The organism is Phenylobacterium terrae, assembly GCF_042681205.1.
Taxonomy (GTDB): Bacteria; Pseudomonadota; Alphaproteobacteria; order Caulobacterales; family Caulobacteraceae; genus Phenylobacterium; species Phenylobacterium terrae.
Map to the genome: position 1 here is coordinate 916,111 of NZ_JBHUEY010000001.1, position 15,266 is coordinate 931,376.

General features: G+C 70.7%; 11 protein-coding genes and 1 pseudogene. 5 read left to right on the forward strand and 7 right to left on the reverse strand.

All coding sequences use genetic code 11. The annotated features are described in order from the left end of the window. Positions 1 to 62: 62 nt before the first annotated feature. Genes ACFSC0_RS04625 through ACFSC0_RS04635 form a run of 3 tightly spaced genes read right to left on the reverse strand, consistent with a single transcriptional unit; the run spans position 63 to position 2,796 of the window. Entirely contained in the window at positions 63 to 497 is a 435-nt protein-coding gene (locus tag ACFSC0_RS04625; protein WP_377282343.1) for a hypothetical protein, read from the reverse strand. Continuing rightward, positions 494 to 1,519, reverse strand: coding sequence for a phosphotransferase family protein (locus ACFSC0_RS04630; protein ID WP_377282344.1), 1,026 nt, complete (start codon positions 1,517 to 1,519; stop codon positions 494 to 496). The genes ACFSC0_RS04625 and ACFSC0_RS04630 overlap by 4 nt, the downstream gene beginning before the upstream one ends. Further along, entirely contained in the window at positions 1,516 to 2,796 is a 1,281-nt protein-coding gene (locus ACFSC0_RS04635; RefSeq protein ID WP_377282345.1) for a cytochrome P450, read from the reverse strand. Before ACFSC0_RS04635 ends, ACFSC0_RS04630 begins: the two co-directional genes overlap by 4 nt. Positions 2,797 to 2,965: 169 nt before the next feature. Between ACFSC0_RS04635 and ACFSC0_RS04640 the strand changes: the two genes are divergently transcribed. The 4 genes from ACFSC0_RS04640 to ACFSC0_RS04655 all read left to right on the forward strand — a co-directional run bounded on the left by ACFSC0_RS04640 (position 2,966) and on the right by ACFSC0_RS04655 (position 7,520). Continuing rightward, entirely contained in the window at positions 2,966 to 4,039 is a 1,074-nt protein-coding gene (locus tag ACFSC0_RS04640) for an Rv3169 family protein (RefSeq protein WP_377282346.1), read from the forward strand. 285 nt (positions 4,040 to 4,324) lie between these two features. Beyond that, positions 4,325 to 5,293, forward strand: a complete 969-nt coding sequence (locus ACFSC0_RS04645) for an AAA family ATPase (protein ID WP_377282347.1) — start codon at positions 4,325 to 4,327, stop codon at positions 5,291 to 5,293. A 6-nt stretch (positions 5,294 to 5,299) separates the two neighbouring features. Next, a complete protein-coding gene (locus ACFSC0_RS04650) occupies positions 5,300 to 6,664 on the forward strand; it encodes a vWA domain-containing protein (protein WP_377282348.1) in 1,365 nt (454 codons plus the stop codon). A 166-nt stretch (positions 6,665 to 6,830) separates the two neighbouring features. Beyond that, on the forward strand, positions 6,831 to 7,520 hold the full coding sequence (locus ACFSC0_RS04655; RefSeq protein ID WP_377282349.1) for a hypothetical protein: 690 nt from the start codon (positions 6,831 to 6,833) through the stop codon (positions 7,518 to 7,520). 124 nt (positions 7,521 to 7,644) lie between these two features. On the opposite strand, the gene ACFSC0_RS04660 is transcribed toward ACFSC0_RS04655, so the two are convergent. Next, a complete protein-coding gene (locus tag ACFSC0_RS04660; protein ID WP_377282350.1) occupies positions 7,645 to 11,001 on the reverse strand; it encodes a carboxyl transferase domain-containing protein in 3,357 nt (1,118 codons plus the stop codon). Positions 11,002 to 11,067: 66 nt separating this feature from the next. Here ACFSC0_RS04660 and ACFSC0_RS04665 point away from each other — a divergent pair. Beyond that, positions 11,068 to 11,170 (forward strand): annotated as a pseudogene (locus tag ACFSC0_RS04665) (hypothetical protein); the annotation flags it as partial. Here ACFSC0_RS04665 and ACFSC0_RS04670 read toward each other — a convergent pair. From ACFSC0_RS04670 to ACFSC0_RS04680, 3 genes are all read right to left on the reverse strand, one after another. After that, positions 11,171 to 13,360, reverse strand: a complete 2,190-nt coding sequence (locus ACFSC0_RS04670) for a xanthine dehydrogenase family protein molybdopterin-binding subunit (RefSeq protein ID WP_377282351.1) — start codon at positions 13,358 to 13,360, stop codon at positions 11,171 to 11,173. 1 nt (position 13,361) lies between these two features. Then, positions 13,362 to 13,835: a (2Fe-2S)-binding protein gene (locus ACFSC0_RS04675; protein WP_377282352.1), complete on the reverse strand. Its 474-nt coding sequence runs from the start codon at positions 13,833 to 13,835 to the stop codon at positions 13,362 to 13,364. Between the two features lie 63 nt (positions 13,836 to 13,898). Then, positions 13,899 to 15,215 (reverse strand): CitMHS family transporter, encoded by a 1,317-nt coding sequence (locus ACFSC0_RS04680; protein WP_377282353.1) that lies wholly within the window; start codon positions 15,213 to 15,215, stop codon positions 13,899 to 13,901. Positions 15,216 to 15,266 lie beyond the last annotated feature (51 nt).

A 15,266-nucleotide genomic window follows, 5' to 3' on the forward strand; every position in this document is an offset into this window, starting at 1 on the left:
TACGGACGACCGGTGTCAGGGCCCGCGCTCCGGGGCGGGCCCTTTTCTTTGCGGTGCGGTTCCTAGACGGGCGAGCCGGCGACCATGCGCCGCTCGGTCGAGGCGCGCAGCTCGGCCCAGATGAGGCCCTCGAGTTCGCGCGCCGCCTCCCCCTGCGCCGTCTCCACCGCCTCGTGTAGGGCCAGCAGGGCGCCGCGGAGTTCGGAGTTCGCCTTCTCCAGGGCGGAGATGCGGAAATCCTCGTCGGTGGTCTGGGAAAGGGCCCGCCAGCGCCCCTCCCCCAGCAGATCGGCGCCGCGGGCCAGGATCGGCCGGATCGCCCGGTTCTCCTCCACCAGGGCGTGGGCCATGCCGTCCCAGCGCTGGGCGGCCAGGCCCAGCAGCATGGCCGAGAGGCCGAGGTGGGCCGCCTTTTCGGCCGGATCGCCGCCGGGGACGAGGCTGCGGCCGATCAGGCCGGCGATCTCGCCGAGGACTTCCGGGACCTTGGGTGTCATAGCCGCCCCATCACCTTGAGGATCGCCCGGTCCTGGGCGTTCTGCAGCGCCCAGGGCGGATAGACCATGATCGGCTCGCGGTTGCCGCCGTCGATCCAGGCCTTGCCGGAGGAGATCCAGATCGCCTGGCCTTTGACGCAGCCCATCAGCTCCCACCAGTGCAGGGCGGCCGGGTCGGCCGTCAGGCCGCTGGCGGCCTCCCAGGCGGCGACCGCTTCTTCGCGGGGGAGCAGGCCGCCCATCAGGTCGCGCCCGAAGCTCCAGACCGGATTGAAGCTCCAGCCCAGGTCCTCCAGCGGATCGCCCAGGTGGCACATCTCCCAGTCGAGGATGCCGTGCACCCCGCCTTCGGTGTCGAACAGGAAGTTGCCGGTCCGGTAGTCGCCGTGCACCACGCTGATCCGGGCCGGCGGCGGGGGCGGGTTGGCGCGCAGCCAGCGGATGGCGGCGCGGACGATCGGCAGGGGCTCGGTCTCGTCTTCGTCGAGCACCCCCTCCCAGTGGTCCAGCTGGCTTCGCCAGCAGTCTTCCGGAGCCACCGGCGCCAGCACGTCCGTCAGGCCCAGCGCCTGCGGGTCGGCCTTGGCGATCTCGCCGAGGATCGCCCATTTTCGCCGCCCGAGCTCGGCGTGGCGGCCGAGGTAGGGCTCGGTCCACAAGGTTCCGGGCCCCGCCTGGAAGCCGCAAATCTCCTCGGCGATGAAGAAGGGGTGCTCGAGGGCGTCGCTCTCCTCCTCCAGGTAGAGCATCTCCGGCACCGGCACCGGCGTATTGCGAAACGCGCGGTAGGCCTCGAACTCGATCCGCCGCTCGGTCTCGATGAGGCTGGCGGGCGGGTCGCGCCGAAGGATCAGCCGCCGCTCGCGCCGCTCGCCGCCCTCGCTCCAGGTCAGCCGGAATCGGTAGGTCTCGCGCGAGGCGCCGCCGGAGATGCGGCTGAGCTGGTCGACGGCGACTTCGGCGGCCTGCGGCATCTTCCCGGCCAGGTAGGCGGCCAGGCGGGGCTCCAGCGGATGGGTCACGCCGCTTCGAACCGCACCGGCAGGGTCTTGGGCCCGTTGACGAAGGCCGCCTCGCTCATCTTCGGCTCGCCGGCCAGCTCCAGCTGGTCGATCTTCGGCAGCAGCTCCTCCCAGAGGATGCGCATCTCCATCTTGGCCAGGTGCTGGCCGAGGCACACGTGGGCGCCGTAGCCGAAGGCCAGGTGCTTGTTGGGGCTGCGGTCGACGCGGAACTCCTGCGGATCGTCGAACACCGCCTCGTCCCGGTTGCCCGAGGCGTAGCAGAGCATCATCCAGTCGTCCTTGCGCATCTGGCGGCCGGCGAATTCGACATCCTCCGCGACCGTGCGCATGAAGGTCTTCACCGGGGTCGTCCAGCGGATGGACTCGTCCACCAGGCCGGGGATGAGCGAGGGGTCGGCCTTGACCTTGGCCAGCTCGGCCGGCCGCTCGGCCAGCGCCCACAGGGCGCCCGCGGTGGACGACGACGTCGTGTCGTGCCCGGCGGTGGCGACGATGATGTAGTAGCTCATCGCCTCGAACTCGGAGATCGGCCGCCCGTCGATCTGGCTGTTGGCGATGACGCTGGCCAGGTCGTCGCGCGGCTCGGCCTTGCGCGCCGCCGAGAGCTTGGCGAAGTAGTTGTAGAAGTCGGCGATCACCCCCCGGCGCAGCTGGTTGGCCTCGTCGGTCTGCTCTTCGTCCTTGCGGCGAAGCTCTGGGTCGGAAGCGCCGAACAGCTCCTGCGTCAGCTGCAGCATCCGCGGCTCGTCCTCCTCGGGCACGCCGAGGATGTCCATGACCACGTGCAGCGGATAGTGCAGCGCCACCTCGCGGACGAAGTCGCAGCGCCCGCCGGTGGCCAGCATCCGGTCCACCGCCGCCCGGGCGATGATCCGGATCCGCTCCTCCATGCGGCGCAGGTTCTGCGGCAGGAACCAGGCCTGGGTCAGGATGCGGTACTTGGGATGGTCCGGCGCATCCATGTGGATCAGCGTGCGCAGCAGGTGCGGCGAGCCGCCCATCATCTGCCGGACCCGCTGGTCGATCTCCTTATTGACGATGGTGGGCGAGCGGGCGCCGTTCAGGAAAAGCGCGTTCTGCCGGCTGACCTCCAGGATGTCGGCGTGGCGGGTGACCACCCAGAACGGGTCGAAGCCCTCGATCTCGGCGATCCCCAGCGGCTGGTTGGCGCGCAGCCAGGCATAGGTCTCGTGGATGCGCGGGCCCGCATAAGCTGCGGGATTTACTAGGTTCGAGGCGTGCTCGGCGGGAATCTTCAGGTCAGATGACGGCATCTCCATCGCCCGCGCACCCAGACGGCGCAGGTCAAGACTGGAGCGGGCCCCGCCTGACCTTACGCCGCGTCAAGGACGCCGACGCCTCCCTTGTGTTCTTTTCTTGGCTCAATTGATACTGCCGCAAATGGCGCGGCGGCAATACGTCGACGCAAGCGAGGAGGCGCAAATGCTCACCAAGGGCGACGACTACCCCATCCACCAGACCGCCGAGCCGATCGCCTACGCGGGCACCGACCGCAACTTCTACGACCGCTACTTCTTCAACGGCTACGCGCCCGACGGAGAGACCTTCTTCGCCGTCGCCTTCGGGGTCTATCCGCACCTGAACGTCGCCGACGCGCACTTCTCCGTCGTCCGGGGCGGGGTCCAGCACTGCCTGCACGTCTCGGCGCTGCTGTCCGACCGCCTCGACCTGACGGTCGGGCCCATCCGCATCGAGGTGCTGGAGCCGCTGCAGCGCCTGAAGGTCACGGTGGCCGCCGCCGAGGGGCTGTCGGCCGAGATCGTCTTCGAAGGCCGCGCCTTCCCCATCGAGGAGCCGCGCTTCATCCGCCGGAACGGGCCGCGCGCCTTCATGGACTACACCCGGCTGACCCAGAACGTGCGCTGCACCGGCTGGCTGGACGTGGACGGGCGCCGCCAGGCGATCGACGGCTGGTTCGGCTCGCGCGACCGATCCTGGGGAATCCGCCCCGTCGGTGCGCCGGACCCGCAACCGGCCGTGCCGCAGACCGTCACCGGCTTCTTCTGGCAGTGGACGCCGCTGAACTTCGCCGACCGAAGCGTCTTCTTCCACGTCAACGCCGATCCCGACGGGCGACCCTGGAACACCCGGGCGGTCATCCTGCCCGACGGCGCCGGCCCCGACGGCGGCTACGAGACCTCCGCCTGCCGCATGGAGGACGTGGAGCTGATCCCGGGCACGCGCCACGCCCGCACCGGACGGCTCGCGATCCCTCTCGACCAGGGCGAGGCGAAGATCTCGTTCGAGCCCTTCCTCACCTTCCTGATGCGCGGCATCGGATACGGCGGCGAGTGGCGGCACGGCATGTTCAAGGGCGAGCTCGCCGTCGGGCGCGAGGACATCCGCCTTTCCGAGGTGAACATGGGCTCACCGGAGAACTGGCACATCCAGGCGCTCTCGCGGGTCAGGCTGGAGACGCCGGGCGAAGCGCCGCAGGAGGGCCTGGGCGTGTTCGAACAGCTGATCGCGGGGCCTTACCGGCCGTACGGGCTCTAACTCCGCCGCTGTGCGCCGCCAGACCTCTCCCCGCTCGCGGGGAGAGGGTTGGGTGAGGGGTGCGCGGCCACAGGCCGCGCCCGGCGCGAAGCGACGGAACTCGGCGACGCCCAGAGTCCCCCCTCACCCTACCCTCTCCCCCCGACAAGCGGGGGGAGAGGTCTAGGCGCGCATGGCGCGGGCGAGAGGTCATTGAGGGTTGCGTTGGCCTACGCTCGGTTGGCACAATCGCGCGCATTACCGAACGTCGGCGCGCGCGCGTCTTAATTTTGAAAGCATGAGCCTTTGACCGTTTCCAGCCAGGCGGCGCGTCTTGCGCCCACCGCCGATCCCCTATCGTCCGTTCAGGCCCTGATCGAGGGGCTCGCCAGCGTCGGCTACATCGCCTCGCAGCGGATCGCGACCTCGCTCTACATGGCGGTGAACCTGCAAAAGCCGATCCTGGTGGAAGGCACCGCCGGCGTCGGCAAAACCGAGCTGGCGCTCTCGACCGCCAACCTGCTCGGCCTGCCGCTGATCCGCATGCAGTGCTACGAGGGCCTCGACGAGTCCAAGGCGCTGTACGAGTGGAAGTACGGCAAGCAGCTGCTCTACACCCAGATCCTGAAGGACCGCATGGGCGAGTCCCTGGCCGACGCCAAGACCATGGACGACGCCATGGACCGGCTGCACGGCATGGGCGACCTGTTCTTCTCCGAGCCCTTCCTGGAGCCGCGCCCGCTGATGCAGGCGCTGCGGCAGAACGACGGCTGCGTCCTCTTGATCGACGAGATCGACAAGTCGGACGAGGCGTTCGAGGCCTTCCTGCTGGAAGTGCTGTCGGCCTACCAGGTCTCGGTGCCCGAGCTCGGCGTCATCAAGGCCAAGACCCCGCCGCTGGTCTTCCTGACCTCCAACAACGTGCGCGACCTGGGCGACGCCCTGAAGCGCCGCTGCCTGCACCTGCACATCCCGCTGCCCGACGCCTCGCTGGAAGAGCGGATCGTCGCCAGCCGCGTGCCCGGCATCGAGGCGGCCCTGACCAAGCAGCTGGTGTCCTTCGTCCAGAGCCTGCGCACCATCGACCTGCGCAAGGCGCCGTCGATCTCCGAGACCGTCGACTGGGCCCGCGCCCTGATCCTGCTCAACGCCGAGAGCCTCGAGCCGGAGATGGTCCGCGACACCCTGAACGTGATCCTGAAGTTCGAGCAGGACATCGCCGCGGTGGAGCCGCAGATCGGCGAGCTGATGCGCAAGCCCGCCAACGCGGGCTGATCGGTCATGCAGCGCTCCCTCGAGGAGTTCATCCGGGCGCTGCGCGCGGCGGACGTGCGCGTCTCCCCCGTGGAGGCGATCGACGCCCACCGGGCCGTGGCCGCCGTGGGCTTCACCGACCGGGCGCTCCTGAAGGACGCCCTCTGCGCGACGCTGGCCAAGAGCGCCGACGAGGTGGACCGGTTCGACTCCACCTTCGAGACCTTCTTCAAGCGCGACAACTTCATGTCCGCGCCGCCGCCGGAAGGCCGCGAAGGCGGCGAGCGGTCCGACCAGCTGCCTGAGGAGGTGCAGGGCTCGCCCCTGGCCCAGATGCTGCTGCTGGGCGACGCCGCGGGCCTGGCCCAGGCGATGGAGGAGGCCGCCCAGCGGGCCGGCGTCACCGAGATCCGCCTCTCCACCCAGCGCAGCCGGATGACCCGCCGGCTGCTGGAGGAGATGGGCCTGGCCGAGATCGAGAAGATCATCTCCGCCGCCAAGCGCCTGCAGACCGAGCACGGCGAGGGCCTGGCCAAGCGGCTGGAGGAGCGGCGCAAGGGGCTGATGGCCGAGGCCACCCGCTACGTCGAGCGCCAGCACGAGCTCTATGCCGCCGGCTCGGGCCAGAAGATGCGCGAGGAGCTGCTGGCCCGGAAGGCGCTGAACTCCGAAGGCGGCATCGACCCCGTCGATCAGATGATGATGCAGGCGCTGGTGCGGAAGATGGCCAAGCGCCTGGCCGACCGCTACAGCCGCCGCCGCAACCGCGCCAAGAAGGGCCACCTGGACGTGCGCCGCACGCTGCGCCGGTCGATGGGCTACGGCGGGGTGCCGTTCGAGATCGTCTGGAAGCGGGAGAAGATCGAAAAGCCGTCGATCGTCTGCATCTGCGACGTCTCAAAATCGGTGGCCGCCGCCGCCCAGTTCCTGCTGACCTTCCTCTACTCGCTGAACGAGGTGGTCGACCGGCTGGACAGCTACGCCTTCTCCGGCCGCCTGGTGCCGGTCGACGACATCCTCAACGAGTACGGCGTCGACGGGGCGATCCTGGAGGTGCTCAAGCGCATCGGCTTCCAGCAGACCGACTACGGCAAGGCGCTGGAGGACTTCTGCGACAACCACCTCGACCGGCTCGACCGGCACACGACGGTGATCTTCCTCGGCGACGGCCGCTCCAACTTCGCCGACCCGCGGCTGGACCTGATGCACACCATCCAGCAGCGGGTCCGCTCAGTCATCTGGCTGAACCCCGAGCCCGACGCCTACTGGGGCCAGGGCGATAGCGTGATGCACCGCTACGAGCGGTTCTGCCACGTGGCCAAGACCTGCAACACGCTGGAGGGCCTGGAGCGCATCGTCGAAGACGTGCTCCGCACCTACGTGGCGCACTAGCGAAGCTGCTCCCCCACAGGGGGAGCTGTCGCGAAGCGACTGAGGGGGTTCACGCGCACCGCGTCCAGGAGCTGCCCAGTCCCGGCGCGGCGGTCGTACACCCCCTCCACCGCTTCGCGGTCCCCCTCCCCCTGCGGGGGAGGATCGAACATGCTAGCAATCCCCCATGCCCGCGCCGCCGCCCCGCGAGATCGTGCTGGTCCACTCCCCGCTCGTGGGCCCCTCCTCCCTCGCGCCGACGGCCGAGGCGCTGGAGCGGCGGGGGTTCCGCTCCTACACCCCCTGCATCGAGGGCTCGGACGTGGCCTGGCGGGACGCGCCGGGCGCTGTGCTGGCGGCGCTGCCGGAACTCTCCGGCCCCCTGCTCGTCGGCCATAGCGCCGGGTGCCTGCTGCTGCCCGCCCTGGCCGGACCGCTCGAGGCCTGGGGGATGATCTTCCTCGACGGGCGCATTCCGCCGCCTCGGGGGCCGACGCCGCCCGCCGAGCCCGAGTTCGACGCCTTCGTGAAGGCCCTGCCGGTCGAGCAGGGCCGGCTGCCCAGGTGGTCGCAGTGGTGGGGCCCGGGCGGGATGGCCACCCTCATCCCGGACCGGTGGACAAGGGAGGCCTTCGAGGCCGACCTGCCCCGCCTGCGCCCCGAATGGTTCGACGACGTCATCGAAACCCCGCCCTGGGACCACCTGCGCGCCGGCTACCTCCAGACCTCCCCGCGCCTCGCCGATCAGGCCGAAGCGGCCAGCGCCCGCGGCTGGCCCGTCCAAAGCCTCGCCGGCACCCACCTCGACCCGTTCCTCCGCCCCGGCGAGACGGCCCTGGCGATCAGCGAACTCATCACGGCTCTGGCCGCGCGCTAACTCCCGCCGTCATCCCGGCCGGAAGTCCGCGCCAGCGGACTGGAGAGCCGGGACCCAGAAGTCCCAGCGCCGCATCTGGGTCCCGGATCGGCCCTTCAGGCCGTCCGGGATGACGGGGTCTGAGTCACCAAGCGTCGATCCAGGGCAGCTTCTTCTCCGTGCGCACCGGCTTCGGCGGCTGGGCCTTCAGGCCGGCGACGACCCAGCGGCGGGTGTCGGCGGGGTCGATGACGTCGTCGAGGGCGGGGCCCATGGCGCGGGAGAGGGCCTTGCCGCGCTCGTAGGCGTTGGCGACCATCTCGTCGAAGCGGGCCTTGCGGGCGACCGGATCCTGGATCGCGGCGAGCTCGTTGCGGTAGCCGAGCTTGACCGAGCCCTCCAGCCCCATGCCGCCGAACTCGCCGGTCGGCCAGGAGACGCAGAACATCGAGGCCTGGTAGCTGCCGCCGGTCATCGCGATCGCGCCCAGGCCGTAGCTCTTGCGCAGGATCACCGAGAAGATCGGCACCGTCAGGTTGGCGCCGATGACGAAGAGCCGCGAGCAGTGGCGGATGAGCCCCGTCTTCTCCGCCTCCGGCCCGACCATGTTCCCGGGCGTGTCCGAGAGCGACAGGATGGGGATGTCGAAGGCCTCGCAGACCTGCATGAAGCGGGCGGCCTTGTCCGAGGCGTCAGAATCGATCGCCCCGCCGATGTGGGCCGGGTTGTTGGCGATGACGCCGACGGGGCGGCCCTCGATGCGGATGAAGGCGGTGATCATGGCCAGGCCGAACTTGGGCCGCAGCTCCAGCACGCTGCCGGTATCGGCGATCAGCTCGATCACCTTGCGCACGTCGTAGACCCGAAGCCGGTTCTCCGGCACGGCGCGGCGGAGCAGCCGCTGGTCGGCGCAGGTCCAGTCCTTCAGCGGGCCCTGGAAGTAGGAGAGGTACTGTTTGGCGACGGCCACCGCCTCGGCCTCGTCCTCCACCAGCACGTCGATGGTGCCGTTGGCCTGCATGACGTTGATTGGCCCGATCTCCTCCGGCCGGAAGACGCCCAGGCCCCCGCCCTCGACCATCGCCGGGCCGGCCATGCCGAGCGCCGAGTCCTTGGTGGCGATGATCACGTCGCAGCAGCCGAGGATGGCCGCGTTGCCGGCGAAGCAGCGGCCGGAACTGATCCCCACCAGAGGCACGGCGCCCGACAGGCGGCCCCAGAACTCGAACCCGCGGGTGAAGCCGCCGCCCTCGGTGTCGCCGGGCCGCCCGCCCCCGCCCTCGGTGAAGAACACCGTCGGCAGGCGCCAGCGCAGGGCGACCTCGGCCATGCGGTCGAGCTTGTCGTGGTTGTGCGCCCCCTGGGTGCCGGCCAGCACCGTGTAGTCGTAGGCCATCACGGTCGCCCGGCTGGCCTCCTCGGCGAACTTGTCGCCGTTGATGTGGCCCAGGCCCATGACCAGCCCGTCGGCGGGCGTCTGGGCGATCAGCTCCTCGATCGTGTTGCGCCGCCGGCGGGCGGCCACGACCAGCGGGCCGTACTCGGTGAAGGTCCCGGGATCGCAGAGATCCTCGATGTTCTCCCGCGCGGTCCGCTGGCCGGTGCGGCGGCGGCGCTCCACGGCTTCGGGCCGCGCCTCGTCGAGCGTGCGCCGGTGGCGCTCCAGCACCTCGGCCAGGTCGGGGCGGATATAGTCGGGGTCGAGGTTCTCCTCGGCCTGGAAGGCGCCGCCGACGTCCTCGCGCGGCTCCACGAAGGCCAGCGGGTGGCCCTCGAACACAGTGTCGCCGGCCGCGACGGTGATCTCGCGCAGCACGCCGCCGGCTTCGGCGGCGATCACGTGCTCCATCTTCATGGCCTCCATGACCATGATTGGCTGGCCCGCTTTCACCGTCTCGCCCGGCGCGACGGAGATGGAGACGACGGTGCCCTGCAGCGGCGCGCGCAGGGCCAGCGTGCCCTCCGGCCCCTCGATCTCCTCCTCCTCGTCGACGGACCGGTCCACCTGCTGCTTGCCGAGGTCCAGCACCGCCAGGGGGTCGATGGTGTCGACCTGGGTCCCGGCGCGCTTGGCCTGCGGACCCGCGGCGGTCTCGAAGTAGAGGCGGCGGTGCTCGCCCGCCTTCTCCAGCAGCAGGCGGACGTGCTCGTCGATGAAGCGGGTGTGCACCTGGCCGGCCGCCGCCTCGGGGTGCGAGAGCAGGCTCTGCAGGAAGCCGAGGTTGGTGGCCGCCCCGGCGATGCGGAACTCGCCGAGCGCCCGGTAGGCCTTGGCGGAGGCCGCCTCCACCCCGCCCAGCGGGGCGTGGACGATCACCTTGGCCAGCAGGGCGTCGAACCGGGCGCTGGTGCGATAGCCGGCGTAGCCGAAGCCGTCGACCCGCACGCCCGGCCCTGACGGCGGCTCGTAGGCCGAGAGCACGCCGCCCGCCGGCCGGGCGGAGCCGTCCGCCGCCATGGTCTCCAGGTTCACCCGGGCCTGCAGGGCCACGCCGCGCGGCGCCGGGACCTGGCTCTGGGTCAGGCCGATGTCGGCGAGGATGCGGCCACGGGCGATCTCCAGCTGCAGGCGCACGAGGTCGAGGCCGGTGACCTCCTCGGTGACCGTGTGCTCCACCTGCAGGCGGGGGTTGGCCTCGATGAAGACGATGTTCGGCTCGGCGGCGCCCGCTTCCACCAGGAACTCGACGGTGCCCAGGCTGCGGTAGCGGGCGGCGCGGCCGAGGGCCACGGCGGCCTCGAACAGCCGCTCGCGCACCTCCAGGGGCAGGACGAGCGCGGGGGCGACCTCGACGATCTTCTGGCGCTGGCGCTGCAGGCTGCACTCGCGGTCCCAGAGGTGGGAGACGACCGCCCCGTCGCCGACGATCTGCACCTCCACGTGCCGCGCCTTGGGCAGGAACTGCTCGACGTAGACGGCGCCGTCCCCGAACGCCGCCTCGGCCTCTGAGCGGCAGCGGTCGAACACCTGCTCCAGCTCCTCGATGGAGGCGGCCGGCCGCATGCCACGCCCGCCGCCGCCGGCCACCGCCTTGACCATCACCGCCCCGCCGGGGCCGAGGCTCTCCAAAAAGCGGCGCGCGCCGGCCAGGTCGACGGGTCCGTCCGTGCCCGGAGGAACCGGGACCTCATGGGCGATGGCCAGCGCCCGCGCCTTGGCCTTGTCGCCGAACAGCTCGAGCGTCTCGGGGCTCGGCCCCACGAAGGCGATCCCCGCCTCAGCGCAGGCCCGCGCGAAAGCCGCGTTCTCCGAGAGGAAGCCGTAGCCGGGATGGATGGCGTCGCAGCCGTGCTGCCGGGCCGCGGCGATGATCTGCGCCTGGTCGAGGTAGGCCGCGGGGCCGGAGCCCGTCAGCCCCACGGCCGCATCGGCCTTCTTCACGTGCAGCGAGGCCGCATCGTCCTCGGAATGGACGGCGACGGTGGGGATGTTCATTTCCGCCGCGGTGCGCGCGATGCGCACGGCGATCTCGCCGCGGTTGGCGATCAGCAGCTTCTTCAATCGGGGCGTCCCTGGCTCGGCGGTCTCGCGCCGCCTCTTGGCCAGACCTTAGCGCCCGAATAACCCGCCCGTCATCCCGGCCGGAGCGAAGCGGAGAGCCGGGACCCAGCTCGGTGCGCCCTGGGTCCCGGATCGGCCCTGGCGGGCCGTCCGGGATGACGTGAAGTTTTTAGGCCTTCAGCATCTCCGCGCGGATCGGCAGGGCGCGGATGCGCTTGCCGGTGGCGGCGAAGATGGCGTTGGTGAGCGCGGGGACCACCGGCGGCAGGGCGGGTTCGCCCAGGCCCGTGGGCGGGTTGTCGGTCTTGAGGAAGTGCACCTCGATCGGCGGCGCCTCGTTCATCCGCAGCAGGGGGAAGTCGTTGAAGTTGGTCTGCTGGACCGCCCCGTTCTCGATGGTGATCTCCTGGTGCAGCGCCTCCGAGAGGCCGTCCAGCACCGAGCCCTGCACCTGGTTGTAGGCGCCCGCCGGGTTGATGATGTGGCCGCCCACGTCGGCCGCGACCCAGACCTTGTCGACCTTGACCGCGCCGTCGGCCGCGACGGTGGCCTGCACCACCTCCGCGAAATAGCCCAGGTGGCTGTAGTGGAAGGCGACGCCCTTGCCCGTGCCCTTGGGCAGCGGCTGGCCCCAGCCGCTCTTTTCGGCGACGAGCTTCAGCACGCCCGCCATACGGCCGGCCGCGTAGCCGCCCGGCCCCGGCCCGCCGACCACCGGCTGGTCGCCCAGCAGCTTGAGGCGGAAGGCGACCGGGTCGGCGCCGGCCGCATGGGCCAGCTCGTCGATGAATGACTGCACCACGAAGGCGATGGCGTTGGAGCCGGGCGCGCGCAGCGGGCCGGTGGGCACGCCCAGCGGCATGGTCGAGACGCCCAGCTTGTAGTTCGGCACGAACCGGGCCGGGAACTCCGTCGGGCTGATGTTGGCGCTGCGGGCGAAGCCCTCGCCCTCGCCGAAGCTGACGAAGTGGTCTTCCCAGGCGACCAGGTTCCCCGCCGCATCTACCCCGCCCTTGAAGTGGTGGAAGCCGGCCGGGCGGTAGAAGTCGTGGCGCATGTCGTCTTCACGCGTCCAGACGAGCTTGACCGGCGCCCCGACCTTCTGGGCGATGGCCGCGGCCTCGACCATGTAGTCGTTGGAGAGCCTGCGCCCGAACCCGCCGCCGGAGCGGGTCATGTGGATGATGACGTTCTCCGGCGCGATGCCGAGCGTCTTGGAGACCAGCTGCTGGCCGGGCTCCGGGAGCTGGGTCGGCGCCCAGATCTCCATCTTGCCGTCCTTGAAGTGGGCCGTGCAGTTCTGCGGCTCCAGCGTCGCGTGGGCCAGGAAGGGGTAGTAGTAGGCGGCCTCGACGGTCTTGGCCGCGCCCTTCAGCGCCCCGGCCACGTCGCCGTCGGCGCGCAGGCTGCGGGCCGGCGCGCCCTTGGCGAACTCGGCCGCCTTTGCGGCGAAGCCGGCGCTGGACTGGGCCGAGGTGGGATGGTCCGCCCACTGGACGTTCAGCTTCTGGCGGGCCTTGTTGGCGGCCCACCAGGTGTCGGCCACGACGGCGACGCCCGGCAGCAGGCCGTCGAGCTGGTCGCCGCCCTCGATGACGAAGGCGTCCCGGACGCCCTTCACCGACTTGGCGGCGTCGAGGTCGGCCTTGGCGACCTTGGCCCCGAACACCGGCGCCTTCTCGTAGGTGGCGTAGACCATCCCCGGCAGGCGGGTGTCGATGCCGAACAGCGGCTGGCCGGTGACGATCTGCGGCGAGGAGACCTGCGGGGTGAACTTGCCGATGATCCGGTAGTCCTTCGGATCCTTCAGCGTCAGCGCGGCGACCTGTTCCTTGGTGGGCGCCGGCAGGGCCGCGGCCTTGGCCGCCAGGCTGCCGAAGGAGGCGCGCTTCTTCGAGGCCTTGTGGACCACGAACCCGGGCTCGGTGGAGAGCTCGGCGACCGGCACGTTCCACTGCTGGGCGGCCGCCTGCATCAGCATGTTCCGGCCGGCCGCGCCGACCCGGCGCAGCTCTTCCCAGTGGAGGGGCGTGGCCATCGAACCGCCGGCGAACTGGCGGCCGAAGGCGTTGGGATTGTTGCCGGCCTGGTGCACGCGGACGTTCTTCCAGTCCACGTCCAGCTCCTCGGCGATCAGCATCGGCAGCGAGGTCATCACCCCCTGGCCGATCTCCGGGTTCTTGGAGACGATGGTCACCTGCCCGTTCGGGGCCACGGTCAGGTAGGCGCCGATCTTGGCCCCGTCCTGTCCCTGGGCGGCCGCGGCGGCGATGTCGTAGGTGAGCGCCAGGCCGCCGGCGGCGGCGCTGACCGTCAGGAAGGTGCGGCGGTCGGTGGCGAGTCCGTCAAAGGGCGTCATCTCAGGCCTCCTTCGTCACGGGCTGGCCGGACGCCTTTTTGATGGCGTTGCGGATGCGGGTGTAGGTCGCGCAGCGGCACAGGTTGCCGCTCATGGCCGCGTCGATGTCGGCGTCGGTGGGCTTGGGGTTGGAGGCCAGCAGCGCGGTGGCGCTCATGATCTGGCCCGGCTGGCAATAGCCGCACTGGGCGACGTCCAGCTCGATCCAGGCGTCCTGCACCTTCTTGCCGATCGGGTTGGCGCCGACGCCCTCGATGGTGGTGATCTTGGCCGCGCCGACGGCGGAGACCGGCAGGCTGCAGGAGCGCACGGGCTGGCCGTCCATGTGGACCGTGCAGGCGCCGCACAGGCCCACTCCGCAGCCGTACTTCGGCCCCACGATCCCGAGGCTGTCGCGCAGCGCCCAGAGCAGAGGCGTGTCCTCGTCGACGTCGACCGTCTGGGACTTGCCGTTCACATTCAGACTGTAGGGCATGCCATGCCTCCCCTTACACGCGCAGAATCCTAGAGCGCCGCGCACCCCACCGGCAAGGAAAGATCAGCCGGCCAGCGGGACCACGCCGAGCAGTATCGCCGCCGCAAGAAGGATCAGCGACAGCAAGGCGGCCCAGATGAGCGTGAACCGCTGGTGCTGGCCGATGTCGATGCCGACCAGCCCCACCAGCAGGTAGGTCGAGGGCACCAGCGGGCTCAACAGGTGCACGGCCTGGCTGGTCAGCGAGGCCCGGGCCATCTCCACCGGCGCCACGCCGTAGTGGCCGCCGGCCTCGGCCAGGATCGGCAGGATGCCGAAGAAGAAGGCGTCGTTGGAGATGAAGAAGGTGAAGGGCATGGAGACGAGGCCCGCGATCGGGGCCATGTAGCGGCCGAGCTCCGGCGGGATCACGTCCACCACGCTGCGGGCCATGGCGTCGGTCATGCCCGCGCCGTTGAGGATGCCGGTGAACACCCCGGCGGCGAAGATCACCGAGACCACGGCCAGGATGTTAGGCGCGTGGGCGGCGATGCGGGCCTTCTGCATGGCGACGGCGGGATAGTTCACCAGCAGGGCGATCGCCGTAGCGATCATGAACAGCACCGGCAGCGGCAGGACGCCCATGACGAGCCCGGTCAGCAGGGCGGCGGTGAGCGCCAGGTTGATCCAGATGCGGTCCGGCCGCTGGGTCTCGTCGTTGAAGGCGACGGGGTCGTCGGGCAGGCCGGCCGAGATGGCCGGGCCCTTGAGCACGCCGAGCCTGGCCCGTTCTCGCCGACCGAGGAACCAGCCCAGGCCGATCACCGAGGCGGCGCCGACCAGCATGGCTGGGATCAGGGGCACGAAGATGTCCGCCGGGTCGAGCTGCAGGGCGCTGGCGGCGCGCGCCGTCGGCCCGCCCCAGGGGGTGATGTTGGTCACCCCGCAGGCCAGCATCAGCAGGCAGGCGAGGATCCGCATGTCGAGCCCGGCCCGCCGGTAGAGCGGGACCATGGCCGAGCAGCAGATGATGTAGGTCGTCGAGCCGTCCCCATCCATGGAGACCAGCAGGGCCAGCACCGCCGAGCCGGTGGTGATCTTCACCGGGTCGCCGCCCACCAGCCGCACGATCAGCCGCACCAGCGGGTCGAACAGCCCGGCGTCCACCATCAGCCCGAAGTAGAGGATGGCGAAGGCCAGCATGACGCCGGTGGGCGCGAGCTCCCGCACCCCGTTCAGCATCATGGCGCCGAGTTCGTCGCCCGGCGCGTAACCCAGTCCGACCGCGGCCAGGCCGAAGGCGATGGGGACCAGGATCAGGGCGACCAGGGCCGAGACGCGCCCCGACATGATCAGGGCCATGAAGCTCGCCACCATGGCGAACGCGAGAACGGCGAGCACGCGCGGACGAAGCCTCCCCAAGTCACCGGACTCGAGGACGCCGGCGTTCCG

Excerpts from the sequence above, each read along its gene's own strand:
- ACFSC0_RS04625 (WP_377282343.1), bottom strand. The coding sequence starts at position 497 with ATGACACCCAAGGTCCCGGAAGTCCTCGGCGAGATCGCCGGCCTGATC.
- ACFSC0_RS04635 (WP_377282345.1), bottom strand. The coding sequence starts at position 2,796 with ATGCCGTCATCTGACCTGAAGATTCCCGCCGAGCACGCCTCGAACCTA.
- ACFSC0_RS04640 (WP_377282346.1), top strand. The coding sequence starts at position 2,966 with ATGCTCACCAAGGGCGACGACTACCCCATCCACCAGACCGCCGAGCCG.
- ACFSC0_RS04650 (WP_377282348.1), top strand. The coding sequence starts at position 5,300 with ATGCAGCGCTCCCTCGAGGAGTTCATCCGGGCGCTGCGCGCGGCGGAC.
- ACFSC0_RS04655 (WP_377282349.1), top strand. The coding sequence starts at position 6,831 with ATGCCCGCGCCGCCGCCCCGCGAGATCGTGCTGGTCCACTCCCCGCTC.
- ACFSC0_RS04670 (WP_377282351.1), bottom strand. The coding sequence starts at position 13,360 with ATGACGCCCTTTGACGGACTCGCCACCGACCGCCGCACCTTCCTGACG.
- ACFSC0_RS04675 (WP_377282352.1), bottom strand. The coding sequence starts at position 13,835 with ATGCCCTACAGTCTGAATGTGAACGGCAAGTCCCAGACGGTCGACGTC.